General features: G+C 72.6%; 20 protein-coding genes and 1 other RNA gene. 12 read left to right on the top strand and 9 right to left on the bottom strand.

Annotated features, from left to right (window positions below; all coding sequences use genetic code 11):
- Positions 1 to 108: 108 nt before the first annotated feature.
- Positions 109 to 291 (bottom strand): hypothetical protein, encoded by a 183-nt coding sequence (locus ACFRAV_RS05560; protein ID WP_351117698.1) that lies wholly within the window; start codon positions 289 to 291, stop codon positions 109 to 111.
- A 279-nt stretch (positions 292 to 570) separates the two neighbouring features.
- On the opposite strand from ACFRAV_RS05560, the gene ftsE reads away from it, so the two are divergent.
- From ftsE to ACFRAV_RS05590, 6 genes are all read left to right on the top strand, one after another.
- A complete protein-coding gene (ftsE, locus tag ACFRAV_RS05565) occupies positions 571 to 1260 on the top strand; it encodes a cell division ATP-binding protein FtsE (protein ID WP_351117699.1) in 690 nt (229 codons plus the stop codon).
- A gap of 31 nt (positions 1261 to 1291) precedes the next feature.
- Positions 1292 to 2209, top strand: a complete 918-nt coding sequence (ftsX, locus tag ACFRAV_RS05570; RefSeq protein ID WP_351117700.1) for a permease-like cell division protein FtsX — start codon at positions 1292 to 1294, stop codon at positions 2207 to 2209.
- A 68-nt stretch (positions 2210 to 2277) separates the two neighbouring features.
- Complete coding sequence (locus ACFRAV_RS05575) at positions 2278 to 3471, top strand: S41 family peptidase (RefSeq protein ID WP_382551866.1); 1194 nt, start codon at positions 2278 to 2280, stop codon at positions 3469 to 3471.
- 19 nt (positions 3472 to 3490) lie between these two features.
- A complete protein-coding gene (gene smpB, locus ACFRAV_RS05580; RefSeq protein WP_351117725.1) occupies positions 3491 to 3970 on the top strand; it encodes an SsrA-binding protein SmpB in 480 nt (159 codons plus the stop codon).
- A gap of 126 nt (positions 3971 to 4096) precedes the next feature.
- Positions 4097 to 4498, top strand: a transfer-messenger RNA (tmRNA) gene (ssrA, locus tag ACFRAV_RS05585).
- A 173-nt stretch (positions 4499 to 4671) separates the two neighbouring features.
- Positions 4672 to 5259, top strand: a complete 588-nt coding sequence (locus ACFRAV_RS05590) for a Uma2 family endonuclease (RefSeq protein ID WP_382551868.1) — start codon at positions 4672 to 4674, stop codon at positions 5257 to 5259.
- Between the two features lie 64 nt (positions 5260 to 5323).
- On the opposite strand, the gene ACFRAV_RS05595 is transcribed toward ACFRAV_RS05590, so the two are convergent.
- The 4 genes from ACFRAV_RS05595 to ACFRAV_RS05610 all read right to left on the bottom strand — a co-directional run bounded on the left by ACFRAV_RS05595 (position 5324) and on the right by ACFRAV_RS05610 (position 8782).
- Positions 5324 to 6121 carry an ABC transporter permease gene (locus ACFRAV_RS05595; protein ID WP_382551870.1) on the bottom strand — a complete coding sequence of 266 codons (798 nt, stop codon included), beginning with the start codon at positions 6119 to 6121 and terminating at the stop codon, positions 5324 to 5326.
- Complete coding sequence (locus ACFRAV_RS05600; protein ID WP_382551872.1) at positions 6118 to 7140, bottom strand: ATP-binding cassette domain-containing protein; 1023 nt, start codon at positions 7138 to 7140, stop codon at positions 6118 to 6120. The genes ACFRAV_RS05595 and ACFRAV_RS05600 overlap by 4 nt, the downstream gene beginning before the upstream one ends.
- 186 nt (positions 7141 to 7326) lie before the next feature.
- Positions 7327 to 8166, bottom strand: coding sequence for a DUF4097 domain-containing protein (locus tag ACFRAV_RS05605; protein ID WP_382551874.1), 840 nt, complete (start codon positions 8164 to 8166; stop codon positions 7327 to 7329).
- Positions 8167 to 8263: 97 nt separating this feature from the next.
- On the bottom strand, positions 8264 to 8782 hold the full coding sequence (locus ACFRAV_RS05610; RefSeq protein WP_382551876.1) for a toxin-antitoxin system HicB family antitoxin: 519 nt from the start codon (positions 8780 to 8782) through the stop codon (positions 8264 to 8266).
- 340 nt (positions 8783 to 9122) lie between these two features.
- Here ACFRAV_RS05610 and ACFRAV_RS05615 point away from each other — a divergent pair, with 340 nt between their 5' ends.
- The gene (locus tag ACFRAV_RS05615) at positions 9123 to 9812 is read left to right on the top strand and encodes a class I SAM-dependent methyltransferase (protein WP_382551878.1); all 690 of its coding nucleotides are present in this window, start codon (positions 9123 to 9125) and stop codon (positions 9810 to 9812) included.
- A 34-nt stretch (positions 9813 to 9846) separates the two neighbouring features.
- Here ACFRAV_RS05615 and ACFRAV_RS05620 read toward each other — a convergent pair whose 3' ends face one another.
- Positions 9847 to 10674: a MurR/RpiR family transcriptional regulator gene (locus ACFRAV_RS05620; protein ID WP_382551880.1), complete on the bottom strand. Its 828-nt coding sequence runs from the start codon at positions 10672 to 10674 to the stop codon at positions 9847 to 9849.
- A gap of 65 nt (positions 10675 to 10739) precedes the next feature.
- Between ACFRAV_RS05620 and thrC the strand changes: the two genes are divergently transcribed.
- Both thrC and ACFRAV_RS05630 read left to right on the top strand, forming a co-directional pair.
- On the top strand, positions 10740 to 11804 hold the full coding sequence (gene thrC / locus ACFRAV_RS05625) for a threonine synthase (RefSeq protein ID WP_382551882.1): 1065 nt from the start codon (positions 10740 to 10742) through the stop codon (positions 11802 to 11804).
- Positions 11805 to 11929: 125 nt separating this feature from the next.
- Positions 11930 to 14020 carry a SpoIIE family protein phosphatase gene (locus ACFRAV_RS05630; protein ID WP_382551883.1) on the top strand — a complete coding sequence of 697 codons (2091 nt, stop codon included), beginning with the start codon at positions 11930 to 11932 and terminating at the stop codon, positions 14018 to 14020.
- A gap of 39 nt (positions 14021 to 14059) precedes the next feature.
- On the opposite strand, the gene ACFRAV_RS05635 is transcribed toward ACFRAV_RS05630, so the two are convergent.
- The 3 genes from ACFRAV_RS05635 to ACFRAV_RS05645 form a co-directional block, all read right to left on the bottom strand.
- Positions 14060 to 14899, bottom strand: coding sequence for a PIG-L deacetylase family protein (locus ACFRAV_RS05635; protein WP_382551885.1), 840 nt, complete (start codon positions 14897 to 14899; stop codon positions 14060 to 14062).
- Between the two features lie 65 nt (positions 14900 to 14964).
- Positions 14965 to 15324, bottom strand: a complete 360-nt coding sequence (locus tag ACFRAV_RS05640; RefSeq protein WP_382551887.1) for a MazG-like family protein — start codon at positions 15322 to 15324, stop codon at positions 14965 to 14967.
- A gap of 62 nt (positions 15325 to 15386) precedes the next feature.
- The gene (locus ACFRAV_RS05645) at positions 15387 to 16139 is read right to left on the bottom strand and encodes a class I SAM-dependent methyltransferase (RefSeq protein WP_382551889.1); all 753 of its coding nucleotides are present in this window, start codon (positions 16137 to 16139) and stop codon (positions 15387 to 15389) included.
- Positions 16140 to 16593: 454 nt separating this feature from the next.
- Between ACFRAV_RS05645 and ACFRAV_RS05650 the strand changes: the two genes are divergently transcribed.
- The 3 genes from ACFRAV_RS05650 to ACFRAV_RS05660 all read left to right on the top strand — a co-directional run bounded on the left by ACFRAV_RS05650 (position 16594) and on the right by ACFRAV_RS05660 (position 20343).
- Positions 16594 to 18264: a TlrC/CarA/OleB/SrmB family ABC-F type ribosomal protection protein gene (locus ACFRAV_RS05650; RefSeq protein ID WP_382551890.1), complete on the top strand. Its 1671-nt coding sequence runs from the start codon at positions 16594 to 16596 to the stop codon at positions 18262 to 18264.
- A gap of 196 nt (positions 18265 to 18460) precedes the next feature.
- Positions 18461 to 19039: an ArsR/SmtB family transcription factor gene (locus tag ACFRAV_RS05655; RefSeq protein ID WP_382551891.1), complete on the top strand. Its 579-nt coding sequence runs from the start codon at positions 18461 to 18463 to the stop codon at positions 19037 to 19039.
- On the top strand, positions 19036 to 20343 hold the full coding sequence (locus tag ACFRAV_RS05660; protein ID WP_382551892.1) for an MFS transporter: 1308 nt from the start codon (positions 19036 to 19038) through the stop codon (positions 20341 to 20343). Before ACFRAV_RS05655 ends, ACFRAV_RS05660 begins: the two co-directional genes overlap by 4 nt.
- Positions 20344 to 20850 lie beyond the last annotated feature (507 nt).

Genomic DNA, 20850 nt, shown 5'->3' on the forward strand with positions numbered 1-20850 from the left:
GACCGCCGCCTACACCGCCACCCCCCCCCCCCCCGCCCCTTGTCGTCCGCTCCAGGGAACCGTCCCGGCTCCCGCGCACGCCGGGCGTGCGGGGCCCCGAAGGCCCTCTCAGCGCGCCAGCAGGGCCGCCGCCGTGGCCAGCACCACCAGGAGGACCAGTAGTGCCCCCGGCGTCAATCCGCCGAACGGCTGTTGCTGCTGCATCCGCTCGCGGTTGGCGCGGCAGACGGGGCAGCGCCCCTCGGCGACCGGCGCCGCGCAGTTGGCGCACACCAATCGGTCATAGGTCATGCGCTCGCCCTCCTCGCACCGTTTCCGCCTTGCCCAACGTTCACGGGAACGATGCCGTTCCCTCTTCCACTGTGCCAGGTCCGGGCCGAGAGGGTGCTGTCAGTACCCCCGCATCCCTTCCACAAACCTTCCCCACCCCGGCCGGACCCGGGGGAGGTACCCCCACCAATGCGACGACAAAAGGGGCAAGGCGCGCGCAACCAGGTCCGGCGACTGCGGCCGGTACCCGCATTCGCGTATGGTCACGCACATCTACCCCCGGCGACTCGTGGTGTTTCCGTGATCCGATTCGACAACGTCACCAAGGTCTACCCCAAGCAGAACCGCCCCGCCCTGAGGGACATCACCCTCGAGGTCGAGCGCGGCGAGTTCGTGTTCCTGGTGGGCTCCTCCGGCTCCGGAAAGTCCACCTTCCTGAGGCTGGTCCTCCGCGAGGAGCGGGCCACCCAGGGACAGGTCCACGTGCTGGGCAAGGACCTCGCACGGCTCTCCAACTGGAAGGTGCCCCAGATGCGCCGCCAGCTGGGGAACGTGTTCCAGGACTTCCGTCTCCTGCCGAACAAGACGGTCGGCGAGAACGTCGCCTTCGCGCAGGAGGTGATCGGCAAGTCCCGCGGCGAGATCCGCAAGTCCGTCCCCCAGGTGCTCGACCTGGTCGGTCTGGGCGGCAAGGAGGAGCGCATGCCGGGCGAGCTGTCCGGCGGTGAGCAGCAGCGTGTGGCGATCGCCAGGGCCTTCGTCAACCGGCCCAAGCTGCTCATCTGCGACGAGCCCACCGGCAACCTGGACCCGCAGACCTCCGTCGGCATCATGAAGCTGCTCGACCGGATCAACCGGACGGGCACCACCGTGGTCATGGCGACGCACGACCAGAACATCGTGGACCAGATGCGCAAGCGCGTCATCGAGCTGGAGAAGGGCCGCCTCGTGCGCGACCAGGCACGCGGCGTCTACGGATACCAGCACTGATCCCCGTCCACGGAAAGGCCTGACAAGAGCCATGCGGCTTCAGTTCGTCATGTCGGAGATCCGTGTGGGTCTCCGCCGCAACCTCACGATGACCTTCGCGGTCGTCGTGTCCGTCGCCCTCTCGCTCACCCTGCTCGGCGGGGCCATCCTGCTGCGCGACCAGGTGAGCGCCATGAAGGGCTACTGGTACGACAAGGTCAACGTCTCGATCTTCCTCTGCAACAAGAGCGACGCCGAGTCGGACCCGAACTGCGCCAAGGGCGCCGTCACCGCCGACCAGAAGAAGCAGATCGTCGCCGACCTCGACGAGATGAAGATCGTCGACGGGGTGGTGCACGAGTCGCAGGACGACGCGTACAAGCACTACAAGGAGCAGTTCGGTGACTCCCCGCTGGCCGCCACCCTCACGCCGGACCAGATGCAGGAGTCCTACCGGATCAAGCTGACGGACCCGGAGAAGTACGAGGTCATCGCCACGGCCTTCGACGGCCGTGAGGGCGTCCAGTCGGTGCAGGACCAGAAGGGCATCCTGGACAACCTCTTCACCATGCTCGGCATGCTCTCGACGGCCGCGCTGGCGCTGATGGCGGTCATGCTGATCGTGGCGATGCTGCTGATCGTCAACACGGTGCGCGTCTCGGCGTTCAGCCGCCGCCGGGAGACCGGGATCATGCGCCTGGTCGGCGCCTCCGGCTTCTACATCCAGGCGCCGTTCATCATGGAGGCCGCGGTCGCCGGCCTCATCGGCGGCGCGCTCGCCTGCGTCTTCCTGGTGCTCGGCCGGTTCTTCACCATCGACAGCGGCATGGCGCTCTCCGAGCGGCTCACGCTGATCAACTTCGTCGGCTGGGACGCCCTCCTGACGAAGCTTCCGCTGATCCTCGCCATCAGCTTCCTGATGCCCGCGCTGGCCGCCTTCTTCGCCCTGCGCAAGTACCTGAAGGTGTGACGCATCCCAAGAGGGCCGCAGGAGCAACCGCCCCTGCGGCCCTCTCGCGTTGTCCTAGACTCCCCCTCATGTCAGGCCCCGACCCGTTCTGTCAGACCCGCACCACCCGCCCCATTCGTCGCGGGGCGGCCCTGACGTCGCTGGCCCTCGCGGGCGTCCTGGTGACGTCCGCGGCCGGCGGGGCCTTCTCCGACGGGCAGGGCGAGGCGCAGGCCGCCACCCGGATCGGGGACCTCGGGTCCCCGCAGGGCGACGCCGCCGCCGCGGCCCGGGAGGCCGCCGCCGAGGCGCTGGTCGACGGCACGTCCCCCGAGGAGGCCGCGGAGCGCGCCGTCAGCCGCAGCGGGGACCGCTGGGGCGCCGTGTACACGCCGGGGGAGTACCAGGAGTTCGAGGAGGCGCTGGACGGCCGCTACACCGGCATCGGTGTCTGGGCGGCCCGGGAGCGGGACGGCGGCGTCACGCTCACCCGGGTCCGCGACGGGTCGCCCGCCGACCGGGCCGGGCTGCGCGCCGGGGACCGGATCCTGGCGGTGGACGGCAGGCCCACGGCGGACGTGCCGGTCACCGAGGTGCTGGCCCGGCTGCGCGGCGCCACGCCCGGCGAGGAGCCGCAGGACGCCGGCAGCACCCTGCGGGTGGGGCTCGAGCGCGACGGACGGCGATGGACGGAGACGCTGCGCCGGGCCCGCCTGTCCACCGACCCGGTCACCGTGCGGCGGACCGCCGGCGGGGCGACGCTGATCAAGGTGAGCGCCTTCACCAAGGGCGCCGGCGACAAGGTCCGCGCGGCCGCCGCGGGGTCCCCCGGCGGCATACTGCTCGACCTGCGCGGCAACTCCGGCGGCCTGGTCACCGAGGCCGTGGACGCCGCCTCCGCCTTCCTCGACGGAGGCCTGGTCGCCACCTACGACCTGCGGGGCGAGCAGCGGGCGCTGCACGCCGGGCGGGGCGGCAGCACCTCGCGTCCGCTGGTGGTGCTGGTCGACTCCGGGACCATGAGCGCCGCCGAGATGGTCACCGGGGCCCTGCAGGACCGGGGGCGCGCGGTGGTCGTCGGCTCCCGCACCTTCGGCAAGGGCGCCGTGCAGATGCCCACCGAGCTGCCCGGCGGCTCGGTCGCCGAGCTGACCGTCGGCCACTACCGCACGCCCTCGGGCCGCGGGGTGGACGGCGAGGGCATCGTGCCCGACCTGGCGGCCGGGCAGAACGCCGAGCAGCGGGCCGAGAAGGTATTGGGTGGCCTCGGGGGCCCCTCCTAGTGCCAAAATGGGCGGCACTATGGCCAAGGAAAAAGGGCGCAAGCTCATCGCGCAGAACAAGAAGGCGCGGCACGACTATCTCGTCATCGACACCTACGAGGCCGGCCTGGTCCTGACCGGGACGGAGGTGAAGTCGCTGCGCCAGGGGCGGGCGTCCCTGGTCGACGGCTTCGTCCAGCTCGACGGCGGCGAGGCGTGGCTGCACAACGTGCACGTGCCCGAGTACAGCCAGGGCACCTGGACCAACCACTCGGCGCGCCGCAAGCGCAAGCTGCTGCTGCACCGGGAGGAGATCGACAAGCTCTCCGCGAAGTCGCAGGAGACCGGTCACACGATCGTGCCGCTCGCCCTCTACTTCAAGGACGGCCGGGCGAAGGTCGAGATCGCGCTGGCCAAGGGCAAGAAGGAGTACGACAAGCGCCAGACGCTGCGGGAGAAGCAGGACCGCCGCGAGACGGAGCGGGCGATCTCGGCGGTGCGCCGCAAGCAGCGGGCGTGACCTGGTTCTCCTCGCGGCACGGCGTCGGCGCCGCCCCCGCGGGGAACAAGGTGGCGTCCGGCGGCGTTGCTCAGTACGATGGCACTTGCCTCCCCACGCGGGGGGCGAGGATTGAAAACACCACATGGGGATGATCGGTTTCGACAGCGGCTGTCGAAGCAGGGGAAGCGTGTCGAGGAAGCGGCCATGATCTCGTAAACCACAGGCCGAAAAAATAATCGCCAATTCCAAGCGCGATATCTCCCAGAGCCAGCTCGCTCTCGCCGCCTGATCTTCAGGTAGCGTGAAGCAGCTCTCTACTTAGGGGAGTGTCAGCCCGGGGGTGTTCCCGACCCGGATCCTGGCATCAGCTAGGGGACTAAACCTTGATCCCGGTCACGGGGTGAAGAGGGAAACCAAACAGTGACTGAGCCCGTCGGAGACTTGTCCGCGTGATCTCCGGGGCTGAGAAAAGCGAAGCGGACTGCACACGGAGAAGCCCTGATTCTGCACCGTTGGACGCGGGTTCGATTCCCGCCATCTCCACCACCCCATGAGCGAGGCCCTCGACCGGACAGGTCGGGGGCTTTCGTGCGTTCCGGCGCATCGCCGTCAACCGGCGGTACGCTGCCCCACGTGAGGGGGGACCGCCGCGGATCCGCGGGCGCCGGCCGAACGCTGGGACTAGCGTCGGACGCACATGCCGTCGGAAGGGATGCATCGTGAGTGCTCAGCCTGTCGAGTACTTCGCACCGGTCGACCCCTGGGCCGTGTTGGCGCACCTCGATCGTGATCCTGCCCTGGAGTGCTGGCGTGCCGAGCTCGTCGAAGGGCAGATCTCCTTGACCCCGCAGCCTGCGCCGGAACACGAGCGCATCGTCACCGCGGTGACCAAGCAGCTGGCCCGGAACGATCCGGACGACACGCTCACTTACTGGTCCGGCGGCACCGGTCTGCGTATCGGGCCGGGTGCGGGGCTGAAGCCGGACATCGTCGTCACCGACGAGGACGCGTTCTGCGAGAGTCAGGCCGAGTACACCCCGGTCGAGGGGGAGCCGATCGATCTGGTCGTCGAGGTGACCTCGCCGAGTACACGGGAGCGGGACTACCGGGACAAGATGCGCGCCTATGCGGCCGGGCGTGTTCCGTACTACCTGATCATCGACCGCCAGGAGCGGATCTGCCGGTTGTACCGGCTGGCGGCGGGGGCGGACTCGTACGGGCCGCCGCACGGCAAGGCGGACTTCGGTGAGGATCTGCCGTTGCCCGACCCGCTGGGATTTCTGCTGGACACGTCGCGGTTCGCGTGAACGGCGTGGAAAGGGCGGCGCCCCCGACGTGGTGTCGGGGGCGCTGCCCTGGGTGCGGCCGGGGTCACCGCTGGGGGTCCGCGTTGAACTTGGCGGTGGCCCAGAAGTAGCCGAGGACCGCGAGGCCGGCGCACCAGGCGGCGGCGAGCCAGCCGTTGTGGCCGATCTCGGTGCCGAGGAGCAGGCCGCGCAGGGTCTCGATGGCCGGGGTGAAGGGCTGGTACTCGGCGATCGGCTGGAACCAGCCCGGCATCGAGTCGATGGGCACGAAGGTGCTCGAGATCAGCGGCAGGAAGACCAGCGGCAGGGCGTTGTTGCTGGCAGCCTCGGCGTTGGGGCTGATCAGGCCCATGCCGATCGCGATCCAGGTGAGGGCGAGCGAGAAGAACGCCAGCAGCACCGCGGCCAGGACCCACTCGACGACGGTGGCGCCCGTGGAGCGGAAGCCGATGGCGACACCGACGGCCGTGACGAGCAGCACGCTCGCCAGGCACTGGACGACGCTCCCCAGCAGGTGGCCGACGAGCACCGAACCGCGGTGGATGGCCATGGTGCGGAAGCGGGCGATGATGCCCTCGCTCATGTCCATCGAGACGGAGACCGCGGTGCCGACGGTGGTGGAGCCGATGGTCATCATCAGGATGCCCGGGACCAGGAACGCGACGTATTCCGACCGGTCGGCCGCACCGCCACCCATGCCCGCGCTCATCACGTCGCCGAAGATGTAGACGAAGAGCAGGAGCAGCATCACCGGCGTGAGCAGGAGGTTGAGGGTGAGGGAGGGGTAGCGGCGGGCGTGGAGGAGGTTGCGGCGGAGCATGGTTCCGCTGTCGCGGAGGGCGAGGGAGAGGGTGCTGCTCATCGCGCGGTCTCCTTGTCGGTGGTGGTGGTGGTGGCGGCGGCGGTGGCGGTGGTGGTGTCGTCGGTGAGGGCGAAGAAGACGTCGTCGAGGTCGGGGGTGTGGACGGTGAGTTCGGTGGCTTCGATGCCGGCGGTGTCGAGGCGGTCGAGGAGGGTGCGCAGGGCGCGTTGGCTGCCGTCGCCGGGGACGCGCAGGGTGAGGGAGTCCTCGTCGTTCGTGGCGTCGGTGAGCTGGGCGGTGGCGCGGCGGTAGGTGGCGGGGTCGGTGAAGCGGAGCTGGACGTGGCCGCCGGGGATGATGCGCTTGAGTTCGTCGGCGGTGCCTTCGGCGGCGATGACGCCGTTGTGGAGGACGGCGATGCGGTCGGCGAGCTGGTCGGCCTCCTCGAGGTACTGGGTGGTGAGGAAGACGGTGACGCCGCCGGTGACGAGGTCCCTGATGATCTGCCACATGGTGTGGCGGGAGCGGGGGTCGAGGCCGGTGGTGGGTTCGTCGAGGAAGATGACGCGGGGGCTGCCGACCAGGGTCATCGCGATGTCGAGCCGCCGTTTCATGCCGCCCGAGTAGGTGGAGGCGGGCTTGCCGGCCGCCTCCACCAGGTCGAACCGCTCCAGCAGGTCCGCGGTGACCCTCCGGCCCTCCGCCTTGGACAGGTGGTGCAGGTCGGCCATCAGGAGCATGTTCTCCTCCCCGGTGATCAGACCGTCCACCGCCGAGAACTGCCCCGTCACCCCGATCTGCGCCCGCACGGCCTGGGGCGACGCGGCGAGGTCGTGGCCCGCGACCTGGGCCTGGCCGCCGTCTGCGGAGATGAGCGTCGAGAGGATCTTGACGACGGTCGTCTTGCCGGCGCCGTTCGGGCCGAGCAACGCGAACACGGAACCCGCCGGGATGTGCAGGTCGATGCCGTCGAGGACGTGCTTGTCGCCGTAGGACTTGCGCAGGCCGACGGCGGACACCGCGGCGGGGGACGGGGCGCCCCTCCCGCTGCTGGGCGTGGGCATGACAGAAACAGGCATGGGACCCTCCGGTCCGAAGGTGAAGTGACGAGGGTGTGGGCGCGAACGAGGACGAGTTCGAGTGGTGCGGTGGCCGCCGCCGGGCCTGGGGTGCCGGTGGCCCGGCGGCGTTCACGGGCGCGGTGGTGCGAAGGGGGGGCGACTTCCGGAGGGCGACTCCGGACGACTCCCGGAGGCCGGCGGTGATCAGCGGGCGCGGCGGACGTCGATGTTCCCGTACCGGGTGCGTGCGCGGATCTTGACCGTCTCCGCCGCCTCCTCCGGCGAGTCGGAGGAGGTCAGCGAGTTCCGGACCTGGCCGGAGGTGGAGGTGACGTCCAGCCAGGCGGCCGTTCCCTCGCGGACGCCGACCTCGATCGCGCCGTAGGAGGTCTCGAGCTGCGTGGAGCCCCGGACGACCTCGCCGATGCGCAGGGTGCCGTGCGCGGTGGTGGCGGTGACCGAGCCCTCGGCGCGGCGGACGTCGATGTCGCCGTTGGCGCCGCTCACCCGCAGTTCACCGGTCGCCACCTCCACGGTGGTGCCGCCGTGCGAGTTCTTGAGGACGGCGGCGCCGTCGAGGACACCGGCGCGCAGGCTTCCGGAGCTGGTGGTGATCTCCGCCGTGCCGTCGACCCGGTCCACGGTGATGGAGCCGTGCGAGGCGATCAGCTTCAGCGGACCGGTGGCGTCCATGCGGACGTCGCCGGCCGAGGTCTTGACGCGCACCTCGCCGAGCCGGCCCTCGCCGAGCACCTGGGTCCACGAGCCGTTCGCGTCGACGTGCGATCCGGTGGGCAGTTCGACCGTCACGTCCACCACGCCGGTGCGGCCGAACAGGCCGGACCTGGGTGTCCGCACCGTCAGCGTGCCGCCGGCGAAGCGGACCTCGGTCTGGTCGGCGGCCCGCACGTCCAGGTCCCGCTTCGGGTCCCGGGGCCGCACCTCGACGACCGTGTCGGAGCGGTCGGTCGCGGTGAGCTGGAGTGAACCGGCCTCCACGGTCGCCGTGACCGAGATGGGCGCGGGAGTGTCGAAAGAAGGCATGGCTGTCCCGTCCTCTTGGCTCTGCAGGGCGTCCCCGCCGTGGGGACGTGATGAATGGGGTCGGATGTGAGGTGCCGTGCGGGCCGATCCGGGGCGGTCAGCGCACCCAGCCGGTGAAGCTCTGGCCGACGGTCCGGGTCCGCTCCGGCGTGCGCGGCCGGGCGCCGCCCTCGACCGCGGCGGACACGGCGCGCACCAGCCAGGCGTTGACCGACAGGCCCTCCTGGTTCGCGGCCTCCTCGGCGCGCGCCTTCAGGTGGGCCGGCAGTCGCAGATTGACGCGAGCGGTGCCCCCCTCGTCGCCCTCGGCGGCCGCCGGGGCCTTGAGGGGCTCCGGGGCCGGAGCCGGCTCGGTGGGGTCGACGCCGTCGGAGGGCGGCGGGGTCACCACGAAGTCGGGGTCCAGCCCCCGCAGTCGTACGTCGACCGAACCCGGCGCGAGGTCGCGGGTGACCTCGCTCATCGCGGCGGAGAGCACGTTGAGCATGACCAGGCGGGTCGCCGACTCCAGCGGAGCGGTGAGCCGGTCGGCCAGTTCCCGGGCTTCCACGCCGCCGGCCTCGGCGGCCACCGCGAGTTCGCGGCGGAGGGTGTCGACATAGGGGGTGAGGTCCATGACGCCATAATGGCACCACATTGGCGTCATGCGCAAGCGCCTTGTTGGCGCCGCTTGGCGAATCTGTGCGCGCACGCCTCTGATCTGCACGTTCGCGTGATTGTCGTCCTGTGCCGACGTGGTGCCTGGTGATGCAAAGTGGTGTCACGTGACGCCATGCGGTGCCATGCGGTGCCAGAGAGGTGCCGCGCCGTGCCGTGCGGGACCACGTGCCCAGCGGCAGTCGGGGGAGGCTCTGCGCGGGTTCCGGTCGCCGCGGCGGCGCTCCGGCCCCAGGCGCCTACGCTGACGTGGAGGAGGCCGAAGCGGCCGGCCGGAAGCGGGAAAGGGCGGCGGCACCATGAAGGACCAGGGGCGGGACGGCCTGGCCGACGCGCAGCGGCGGCACTGGCAGGGCACCTACACGGCTCACCCCGGCATGTACGGCGACCTCCCTTCCGACCCCGCCCTCCACGCGGCCCAGGTGTTCCGGGCGGCGGGCGCGGCGGACGTGCTGGAACTCGGCGCCGGGCACGGTCGCGACTCCCTGTACTTCGCGCGCGAGGGGTTCACGGTCCAGGCCGCCGACTTCTCCGCCACGGCGCTCGGCCAGTTGCGGGAGGCGGCCCGGGCGCAGGGCGTCGACCGCACTGTCACCACCTTCGTGCACGACGTGCGCGACCCGCTCCCGCTGCCGGACGCCTCCGTGGACACGGTCTTCGCCCACATGCTGCTGTGCATGGCGCTCTCGACCGCGGAGATCCACGCCGTGGTGGCCGAGGTCCGCCGTGTCCTGCGGCCCGGCGGCCTCCTCGTCTTCACGGTGCGCCACACCGGCGACGCGCATCACGGCACCGGCGTCGCCCACGGCGACGACATCTTCGAGCACGGCGGCTTCGCCGTCCACTTCTTCTCCCGCGACCTGGTCGACGCCCTCGCCGAAGGCTGGACCCTGCGGGAGGTCCACCCCTTCGAGGAGGGCGACCTGCCCCGCCGCCTCTGGCGCGTCACCCAGGCCCTGGACCGGGCCCAGGAGCCGTCGCACCGTTGACGGGGCGCCCGCGACACACGCGCAGGGTGGCGGGTCAAGCCTTCTCGGTGGGCTGGAGCGACCTGGTCAGCGCGTCCAGTTCGTCGAGCCGCCCGGACGCCTCGAGCCGGGACGCGGTCGCGACGAGCAGGAGCTCGGTCACCGCGATCTCGTGCGTGAGCGGAGCGATGGGGCCGGCGGCCTCGCGGGGGAGCGGGACCAGGATCTGCGCCTCGCCGGCCAGCGGGGATCCCCAGGCGTCGGTGACCAGCAGGAGCCGAGCCCCACGGCCGAGGGCCGCCCGCACGAAGGCGGCGGTCTCCGCCGAGTAGCGCCGGAAGTCGTACGCCACCACGAGATCGGCCGGGGTCACCTCCAGCAACGAGCGGGCCCGCTCCGCCGCCGGACCCGTGACGAAGCGGACCGCGGGCCGCAGCGCGCCCAGCTGCCGGGTGAGGTAGTCCGCCGCGAGCTCGCTCAACGGGCCGCCCAGCGTCCATACCGTCCTCGCCGAGACGAGCGCGTCGGCCGCGGCGTCCAGCAGCGGCGCGTTCACCGCGGTGATCGTCTCGGCCAGGCCGTTGTGGAGGTCGGCCGCCGCGCTCCGGGGGTCGGCGCCCTCGGCGGCGAAGGCGCGCAACCGCGACCTGTCCTCCTGCGCCGCCGTGCGCACGGCGGCCTGGAACTGGGCGAAACCCGGGTAGCCGAGGCGATCGACCAGGCGTGACGCGGTGGGCGCGCTCACCCCGGCCCGCTCGGCCAGCGACCGGAGCGAGCCGAGCGCCGCGAACGGATAGTCGTCCAGCAGCAGCCGGGCCACGGCGCGCTCGCCGGGGGCGAGCCGCGGATAGATCTCTTCGAGCTGCGACACCACAGGTTCCATGATGTCGAACGTTACATGAGAATGCTCTTCACGCGTCTCGATGAAACGTATGTTACGTTCGCCGCATGACTCCCTGGCAAGGACTGATCGACAGCGGTTACCGGCGCCTGCTCCCGGTCACCGACCGCACCCCGGCCGTCTCGCTCCACGAGGGCAACACGCCGTTGCTGCGTTCCCGGCACCTGTCGGAGCTGACGGGCTGCGACGTCCACCTCAAGAACGAGGGCGCGAATCCCACCGGCTCGTTCAAGGACCGGGGGATGACGGTGGCCCTCAGCAAGGCCGCCGAGGACGGGGCCGAAGCGGTCATCTGCGCCTCGACGGGCAACACCAGCGCCTCGGCGGCCGCCTACGCCGCCCGCGCCGGCATCACCTCCGTGGTCCTGGTGCCCAGGGGCCGCGTGGCGCTCGGCAAGCTCGGCCAGGCCGTGCGTCACGGAGCCCGCGTCGTCGAGGTGGACGGCGGCTTCGACGACTGCCTGCGCATCGCCCGCGAACTCGCCGACCGGCACCCGGTCGCCCTCGTCAACAGCGTCGGCAACGAACTGCGCCTGTCCGGCCAGCGCACCGTCGCCTACGAGATCGTCGACGCGCTGGGCGACGCCCCCGACATCCACTGCCTCCCGGTGGGCAACGGTGGGAACATCACCGCCACCTGGCAGGGCTACCGGACCTACCGGCAGGAAGGGGCCGCCACCCGCGTGCCGCGGATGTGGGGCTTCCAGGCGGCCGGTGCGGCGCCCCTCGTGCACGGGGAACCCGTCGCCCGGCCGGAGACGGCGGCGAGCGCGATCCGTGTCGGACACCCGGCGACCTGGCAGGGCGCCGTCGCCGCCCGTGACGCGTCCGGCGGGATGTTCGCGGCCGTCACCGACGAGCAGATCTTCGAGGCCTACCGGCTGCTGGCCCGTCACGACGGCGTTTTCGTGGAACCCGCCTCGGCCGCAGGAGTCGCCGGCCTCCTCGACCGACACCGCCGTGGACTGCTCGGCCCAGGACAGACGGTCGTCGTCACCCTCACCGGCAACGGCCTCAAGGACCAGGACGCGTCCCTCCGGGACGGCTACGACTCGATCGCGACCGGCTCCTCCACCGCCGAGGTCGCCGACGCGCTGCGGCTCACCGCCTGAGAGGCGCCTGCGGGGCGAGGACGCCGCGATCGTGCCGCGCGCTGCCGCCCCCCGCCCTGCCCGAGTTGCGGGGGGCGGCCGATACGAGATGGTGAGAGGGGGCAGCCGCACGAAGGGAGCGTGCTGTGGCAGACGGTTCCGTCGACGACACTGCCGTGCTGAACGCCCTGTTCGCCAACTCGCCCCAGGGTCTCTTCGTCCTCGACGCCGAGCGCCGGGTGAGCCGCTACAACACGTCCGGACGCGGGGTGCAGGGACTGGCTCCCGACGACGTCATCGGGCACAGCGTCGACGACTTCGCCCCCGGCTTCGACCCGAAGATCCTCGACGCCCTGATCGACGAGGCACGGTCGAGCGGCGAGCCCCTGCGCGGCAGGCTGGTGAAGGGCCACCCCCCGTCGGACCCCCGGCGGACGGTCACGGTCCAGCTCTCCCTGTTCCCCCTGGAAAGTGCGGACGGGAGTCCGGCACCGCTGTTGTGCGTGGTGGAGGACGTGACCGAGGCGCGGGCCGCCGCCGACCGGCTGGGGGTGCTCGCTTCGGTGCACGCGACCGTCGGCACCACCCTGGACACGCGGTCCACCGCCGAGGAACTGGTGCGGGCCCTGGTCCCCGGTTCCGCGGACGCGGCCGCCGTGGACCTGCTGGAGGAATCGGACGTGGCCGCCCAGTCGACGGGCACCTCCCCGACGGGCGCCCCGGTGCGCCGGGTGGCCTTCGCCCCGTCGTCCGCCGAACGGATCTGGCGGGACCAGGAAAGCCGCACGTTCCCCTTCGCCACCCCTTACGCGCAGGCGCTCAACGACCGGGAGGCCCGGCTGCTGACGGTCACGCCGGAGACGCCGTGGCTGACCGCCGCCCCCGAGGAGTTCGCCCTGCTGGTCCGGGCGGGCGTGCACTCGATGATCGTCGCTCCGCTCACCGTCCGTGACACCGTCCTCGGGCTGCTGACGCTCTACCGCCACCGGTCCGACCCGTTCTCCGAGGCCGACCTGGGCGTCGCCGTGCAGGCGGCCTCCGCCGCGTCCGCCCACCTGGACAACGCGCGCAGCTACCACCGCGAGCACACGGTGGCCACGACCCTGCACCGATGGCTCCAGCCGACCGCGGCCCCCGACCTCTCGGCGGTGGAGACCGCCAACGTGTACCTGCCCGAGACGGCCGGCGGCGACTGGTTCGACGTCATCCCCCTCTCCGGCACCCGGGTCGGTCTGGTCGTCGGCGACGTCGTCGGGCAGGGCATCGAGGCGGCCGCTACCATGGGACAGCTGCGGACGGCCCTGCGCGCGCTCGCCCTGCAGGACCTCGAGACGGACGAGATGCTCAGCCACCTGTACGAGGTGGCAGCCCAGCTCGCGGGCGAGGCGGCGCCGACCGGGAACTCCCACCTCGCCACCTGCGCGCTCACCGTCTACGACCCGCTCTCCCGGCAGTGCTCGATGGTCCGCGCGGGACACCCCGCCCCCCTCCTCGTCGACCCGCACGGCTTCAAGCTCGATGTGGACGTCCCCGAGGGCCCACCGCTGGGCCGGGGTGGCGGACACGCCTTCGCCCCCGTGGAGATCGAGGTGGAGCCGGGCACGGTGCTGGCCCACTACACCAACGGCCTGCTCGACGCCGGGGGCCCCGACCGTGAGACCGCCGCGCGCCGCCTCACCGACGTCCTCGCGTCCTCCAGCGGGCCGCTGCGAGAACTGTGCGACACCGCCGTGTACCGCATGGCCTCGTCCTACGACGACGACGCCGTGCTGCTGCTCGCGCGCACCCGCGCCATGCCCCGCGACCGGATCGCGGACTGGACGCTGCCCGCCGACGCGTCCGTGGTCGGCACGGCACGCCGCCTGGTGGACCGCCAGCTCGCAGCCTGGCACCTGGACGAGTTCGCCTTCACCACCGCCCTGGTGGTCAGCGAACTGTTCACCAACGCCATCCGCTACGGCAACGAACCCGTGCGCCTGCGGCTCATCCATGACCAGAACCGGCTGCTGAGCGAGGTCACCGACGCCAACAGCGCCAGCCCCCACATGCGCCGCGCGCGGGAGAGCGACGAGGGCGGCCGGGGCCTCTTCATCGTCATGCGGCTCAGCACCCGCTGGGGCGTCCGGCACAGCCGCCAGGACAAGACCATCTGGTGCGAGCAGCGCCTCGACGGCCCGCCTCCGGAAGTGGTGGACCCGGACAAGGTGTTCGACCTGGACGACGTGCCGGAACTGTGACGGGCCCCGACGCCGGCGCGCGGCGGCTCACCGCGCGCGTCACAGGGTGAGCAGGCCTGAGGGGCCGGGGCCAGGGGCATCGGGGCCCGGGACATCGGGGCCCGGAGCCCCGGGGACCGGAGCGTCCAGGGCCGGGAGGGGACGCGGGCTGAGGCGGGTGAAGTACCCCGTGCCGATGATCCCGTGGCGGTCCGCTTCCGGGAGGCGGGCCAGGATGTCCGGCAGCGCACGCTCACGAGCGACCTCGGTGCGGTGCGCGAGAACGGCCCGCCACTTCACGTCCGCCCAGGGGGCGACGTCGACGCGCGTGGTCACATACCCGTCCGGCACCGCCGTCACGGTCTTGCCGGCTCCTCGCATCAGCGGGCCGAGGAGGCCCACGCCCGATTCCGGATGCGTGGCCGCGTACAGCGCGGCGGGCTGCCAGGGGGCGCCCGCCTCGGGACGCCGGTGGGCGAGCCCGGCGGCCTCGACGGCGAGCAGGGCGATCTGGTGGGCGCGGACGTGATCCGGGTGGCCGGTCAGCTGACCCAACGCGTCGTGTCCGACGACGAGGTCGGGCTTGAACGCACGGATGTGGGCCACCAGCCGTCCGACCGCCTCGTCGAGCGGCGCGTCGACCAGTCGCTCGCGGTGCGGGGCGGACTCGGGGTTGCGGAAGTCCCGGTAGCCGAGCAGCAGAGGTGCACCGGCGCCGAGGACGGAGAGGGCCTCGGCGAGTTCCCGTGCCCGGGCCGTGTCCTTGCTCCGAGTCGCGGTGACCACGGCGGTGCGGGCACCCGCGGCGTGTTGCCGGGCGAGCACGCCGCCGGCGAGCAGGGACTCGTCGTCCGGGTGCGCGAACACGCCCAGCAGCGAGGGAGGCGGTGAGAGGGGCATCGAAGCGGCCCTTCGTCGAGGGGTGGACGGACCGGGAGCCCTTTCCGGCGTTCCGGTCGCGGTGGTCAGGCCGTCCCGGACTCCTGGCCGGCGGGCGTGGACGGCAGGAACTTCTCCGCCTTGGCGGCCAGGTGACCGCGGAGGAAGAGCGCGGCGTCGTCGGGCCGCATCCGCCGGAGCGCCACCAGGGCGGTGACGACCACGTCGGCGACCTCGGCGTGGACGTCCTCCCAGCCGTGACTGTCCCCCTTGCGCGGGTTGGTGCCGCGTGCGCCGATCACGGCCTGGGACGCCTCACCGGTCTCCTCGGAGATCTTCAGGACCTGCAACGTCCACTGCTCCTCGGGGCTGAGACCGCGGCCCTGGTCGTGGTCGTCGAAACGGCGGGCGAGCGCCTCGATGGTGCGCCACACGAACTGCTCCATGACGGGTGATCTCCTTCGGAGTGGCTGCCGGACGGCGGGAGGTGCGAGTGGAACCGCCGGTGTCAGTCGGGTCGGTGGGCGCGCAGGAGGGTGCAGCAGGTCCGATCGCCCGCACCGGGGGCGGCGAGGATCTCGACCTGATCGACGATCAGCCCGTGTTCGCCGAGCAGCGCCTGCCAGCGGGAGGGCGTGAGCACCCACATCTCGACGGGGCGGGGGCCGAGGTCCCCCAGGCGCAGTGCCTCGGGCCGGGCCGCCACCGTGTCCCACGGGCCGTCGCCGGCGGTGCTGGTGTGGAGCACGGAGAAGGCCAGCCGGCCGCCGGGAGCGAGCGCCGAGGCGAGTGCCGGGAGGACCCGGTGCGGGTCCAGGAAGGCGAGACCGTGGGCGGAGAGGACGACGTCGTACGGCTCGGCCCCACGGAGATGGGTCACGGCGTCCGCGTGGACCAGCCGCAGCCCGGGCGTTCCGCCGAAGCGGGCGACGGCGCGTTCGTGCTGGGAGCGGGCCCCTTCGACCGCGTCCACGCGGGCGCCCCCGCGCGCCAGGTACGCCGCGTACCGTCCCATGCCGGAACACAGGTCGAGGACCCGTCGGCCCGTCAGGTCACCGAGGATCTCCTCGCCGGGACCGACGCCCTCCCAGTAGCCCCAGTACAGGCTGTCGGGCTCGGCGATCTCCGTCCCCCGGGAGAGATGGTGGGTGCCGTAGTCGTTCCACAGATCGAGGTTCCGTCGCTCCGGCTCCGACGGCTCCGACGGCTCCGGCGGACGCGACGGAGGCGTACCGGACCGGTCGGCGTGGGCGGATTCCACAGCTCGCTCCCTTCCCTTACGGACAGGCGTGCACCGGGTTCAACGACGGGGCCCCCTCCGTCGAACACATGTCTTTCGGACGGAGTGCGCGCCCCGAGCCTGAGCGGTTCGCCGAAGGTGTGGGGCACCTGGCCCCTTACGGCACCGGGGGCGGCCGATGCGCGGCGATGGCCGAAACGCCGACGGTGCCGCCCGCCGGCCCGCCCGCGGCGCACCGATGCGACCGCCTCGCACCGCCCGCCGGGTGTCGCCCCGACCGGTGACCCTGTTCGAACGAGCCTTTCGTAAACCCGTGGCGGCATGCGCCGCACGGCGCTACCGTCGTGCCCATGGGATCTCTGTGACAGCCCCCGCACGCCACGGCGTCTGAGCTCTGCTCCGCCGCTGGCCCGTGCTGCCCGCCTCCATTTCCCGGACTCCAGATCTCGGCATGCCGAGAGGCGAGGGGCTGCCCATGCGCGCGTCATTCCCATCCCAGCTCTCCCTGCACGGCGTCACCCGTCGGTACGACGACCGCACCGTGCTCGATCAGGTCTCCTTCTCGCTCGCCCCGGGCGAGAAGGCCGGCATCGTCGGCGACAACGGGGCCGGCAAGTCCACCCTGCTGCGGCTGCTGGCGGGGGCGGAAAGCCCCGACGCCGGGGAGGTCACGGTCGTGGCCCCCGGCGGCGTCGGGTACCTGCCGCAGGCCCTCTCCCTGCCGCCCGGGGCGACCGTCCAGGACGCGGTGGACCTCGCCCTGGCCGAACTCCGTTCCATGGAAGCCCGGTTGCGCCGGGAGGAGGCCACGATGGCCGCCCTTCCTCCCGGCCCCGAACTCGACGCGGCGCTGGCGGCCTATGCCGGCCTCAGGGCCCGGTACGAGGCCCGCGAGGGCTACGACGCCGACGTGCGGGTGAACGTTACCCTCGACGACCTGGGGCTGCCGGGGCTTGACCGCGCACGCCCGCTGGACACGCTGTCCGGCGGTGAGCGGTCACGGCTGACGCTGGCCGCCACCCTGGCGTCGCAGCCCGAACTGCTGCTGCTCGACGAGCCGACCAACGACCTGGACGACCGGGCGGTGACCCGGCTGGAGGAGCGCCTGCGCCGCCACCGCGGCACGGTGGTGGCGGTGACCCACGACCGGGTGTTCCTGGAACGGCTGACCTCCACGGTGCTGGAGGTGGCGGAGGGGCATGTCACCCGGCACGGCCACGGCTACGCCGGTTACCTGGCCGCCAAGGCGGCCGAACGCAGGCGCCGCCGACAGCGGTACGAGGAGTGGCGGGAGGAACTGGCCCGTGCCAGGCGGCTGGCGGCGACGGGCGCTGCCCGGCTGGACGCGATCCCCCGGAAGATGGAGAAGGCCATCTTCGGCGCCGCCGCCTTCCGCGCCCGTGGACGCTCCCACGGCGCGACGGGCCGCATCCGCAGCGCCAAGGAGCGGATGGAACGGCTCACCGCCTCGCCGGTCGCGCCACCGCCGGAGCCGCTGTCACTGCGGGCGCGCCTTGCCACCACGTGCGGTGCGGAGGCCGGCGCCCGGCCCGCCGCCGAGCTGTGCGACGTGGCGGTGGACGGGCGGCTGCGACTGCCGGAACTGCGGATCGAACCGGGCGAGAGGCTACTGGTCACCGGGCCCAACGGCGCGGGAAAGAGCACCCTGCTGCGGGTGCTCGCCGGTGAACTCGAGCCGGACGCCGGCACCGTGACGACGACCGGCACGGTCGGGCACCTGCGGCAGGAGGAGGCGCCGTGGCCCCCCACCGCCACCACCCTGGCCGCCTTCGCGTACGGCCGGCCGGGTGACCGGGAGGAACACGCCGACCGGCTGCTGTCCCTGGGACTGTTCGAACCGTCGGCACTGCGGCTGCGCGTGGCCGAACTGTCCTACGGGCAGCGGCGACGGATCGAACTGGCCCGCCTGGTCGTCGAGCGGGTCGATCTGCTGCTGCTCGACGAACCGACCAACCACCTCTCTCCCGCGCTGGTCGAGGAGCTGGAGGAGGCCCTGGCCGACTACGCCGGAGCCGTCGTCCTGGTCACCCACGACCGGCGCATGCGCGAGCGCTTCACCGGCTCCCGCATGGAACTGGACGGCGGCGAGTTGCGCCTGCTCGACCGTCCCGTCGCCTGCCGGTGACGCGACACCGGCCGGGCCGGCGCGTCCGGCCCGTCTCCCGATAGGCAGCTCCCCGGCCCGGCAGCGGGCCGGGGAGTCTTGGCGTCACGCCACGGCGTCACGCCACGGCGTCACGCCATGCGAACCGGACAGCGCACGCGGCAGGTTGGCGCGAAATCCCTTGCCCAATGGTCAAGAAACGTTGACCATTGCCGGTATGCCTTCCGACGACCTGCCCGAGACGTTCCACGTCACCACGGACGAACAACTGCGCGCCGTCTCCAACCTCACGCGCCACCGGATCATGGCCGTGCTCCGCTTCGAGCCGGCGACCATCACGCAGATCGCCGAGCGGGTGGGCCTCGCGAAGGGGAGCTCCAGCTATCACGTGCGGCTGCTGGAGCGGGCCGGCCTGGTGAAGGTGGTGCGGACCCGGAAGGTCCGGGGCGTCACCGAGCGGTACTACGCCATGGCGGCCCGGACCCTCGTGCTGCCGGACCCGGGCGACGGGGCGCCGGACGTCCTGATGCGGCACGCGGTGGCGGACCTGGAAGCGGCGCCCGCGGACAGCGACCGGCAGGTGCGGATGACACACCTGCGGCTCGACGAGAAGCAGTTCGCGGAACTGGGCGCCCGGCTTCAGGCACTCGCCGACGAGTACCGGGAGCTCTCCGACCCGTCGCTGCCGGACGCGTCCTTCATGTTCGCCCTGTTCCGCCCGGCGACCCGCGCACGGACGCCGGCATCACATACGCGGACGCCGGCACGCGCACAGACCGAGGAGGACGCCAAGTGACCACGAACGTCGCGAAGTTGCCGACCGGGTTCGGGCGGCTGTGGACCGCGCAGACGGTGTCCTCGCTCGGTGACGGCGTGTCGCACGCCGCGCTGCCCCTGCTCGCGCTGACCCTGACGCACGACCCCATGGCGCTCGCCGTCGTCACGGCCGCCGGGACGCTGCCGTGGCTGCTCTTCGGGGTGCTCGGCGGTGCGCTGGTGGACCGCTGGGACCGCCGGCGCACGATGTGGGTCGCGGACACGGTGCGTGCGGTGCTGCTCGCCGTCCCCGCGGTGGCTGCCGCGCTGGACGTGCTGAGCATTCCGCTGCTCGCGGCCGCCGCCTTCCTGCTCGGCCTCGGCGGACTCTTCTTCGACACCGCCGCCACGGCCTACCTGCCGGACCTCCTCGGCCGCGACCCCGCCCTCCTGGAGCGGGCCAACTCCCGGCTGCGCGGCGCCCAGACCGCCATGTCCGGCTTCGCGGGACCACCGGCGGGCAGTGCGCTGCTCGCGCTCGGGCGGGCGGTACCGCTGCTCGCCGACGCCGTGTCGTTCCTGGTCTCCGCCCTGCTCGTCCGTTCACTGCCCGCCCCGCCGGCCGCATCCGGCCCCGTGCCGGAGGCCCGCGAGTCGCTGCTCCGGCAGGCGCGGGCCGGGGCCTCCTACGTCTTCCGGGACCGGTTGCTGCTCGGTCTCGCCATGCGCCCGGCGGTCGGCAACGTCGCCTTCCTCGCCGTGGAGACCGTCCTCGCCCTCTTCGCGCGCGAGCGTCTCGGCATGGACGCCTACGGCTTCGGCCTGCTCCTCACGGCCGAGGCCACCGGCGGTCTGCTCGGTGCGGCCGTCGCCTCCGCCCTCGGCCGTCGACTCGGCACCGGCACCGCGCTGACCTGCACGGCCGCCGTCGAAGGACTCGCCATCCTGGGCCTCGCCGCCGCCCCCGACCCCTACGTGGCCGGGCTCGCTCTCGCCGCCTGCGGGGCCGGCATGGGCGCGACGATGGTGCTCGGGCCGTCCCTGCGGCAGGCGATCGTCCCACCGCACCTCATCGGCCGGGTCGCCTCCACCTCCCGGATGCTGGCCATGTGCGCCGCCCCGCTCGGCGCCTTCCTCGGCGGCTGGCTGGCCACCGCCTTCGACCTCCGCACCCCGCTCTACGCCGCATCCGGTCTCCTCCTGACGATGACGGCCGTCACAGCGACCATGACCAGCAACCGCCGGGTCGAGGCCGCCCTGCGCGCCGCCGCCCCGGCCGGCACGCCCGAGGGCGACCCGAAGCCTCGGACTCCCGCCCAGGAGAGCGCCCCCGCGCCGTCGTGACGCCCCGCGCCCCCGCCCGGCCGTCGCGCTCAGGATGCCCCTCCGCCGCGGCGGCCCTGCGGACGCGGTAGCCCTCGCGCCACGGCCCCCGCGGCCCTCAAGACGGTTGGCCTCGGCCCGCCGGCGGGAGGAGGGCAGTACTGCGGCGAACGGGCGGTGCGTCAGGTTCAACGAGGCGTCCTGGGACCTCGAACGCATGTCTTTCGGACGGACCATGGGCCCCGAGCTTGAGCCGCCGCTCGAAGATGTGGTGTGCACGGACCCTTGCGGCGTACGGGGCCGCCTGATGCCGAGAGGTGGCCGACACGCCGAGATCGTGCTCCCGGTTCGGCCCGGTTCGTGGAAGGCGGGCCGAACCCGGTGGCGGGTCCGCGGCCCGGGCCGGCCAGTCCGTCGCGTTTCTCCGCGCGCGGCCGCCGTGGGCGTGTGTCGCGAGCCGTGTGCCGTGTGCCGCGTGCGAATAAATCGCTTCCCCGCAGGTCGCCGTCGGCAGGACACTTGCCTTCC

It is taken from the genome of Streptomyces sp. NPDC056600 (assembly GCF_042792855.1).
In the GTDB taxonomy this organism is placed as follows: Bacteria; Actinomycetota; Actinomycetes; order Streptomycetales; family Streptomycetaceae; genus Streptomyces.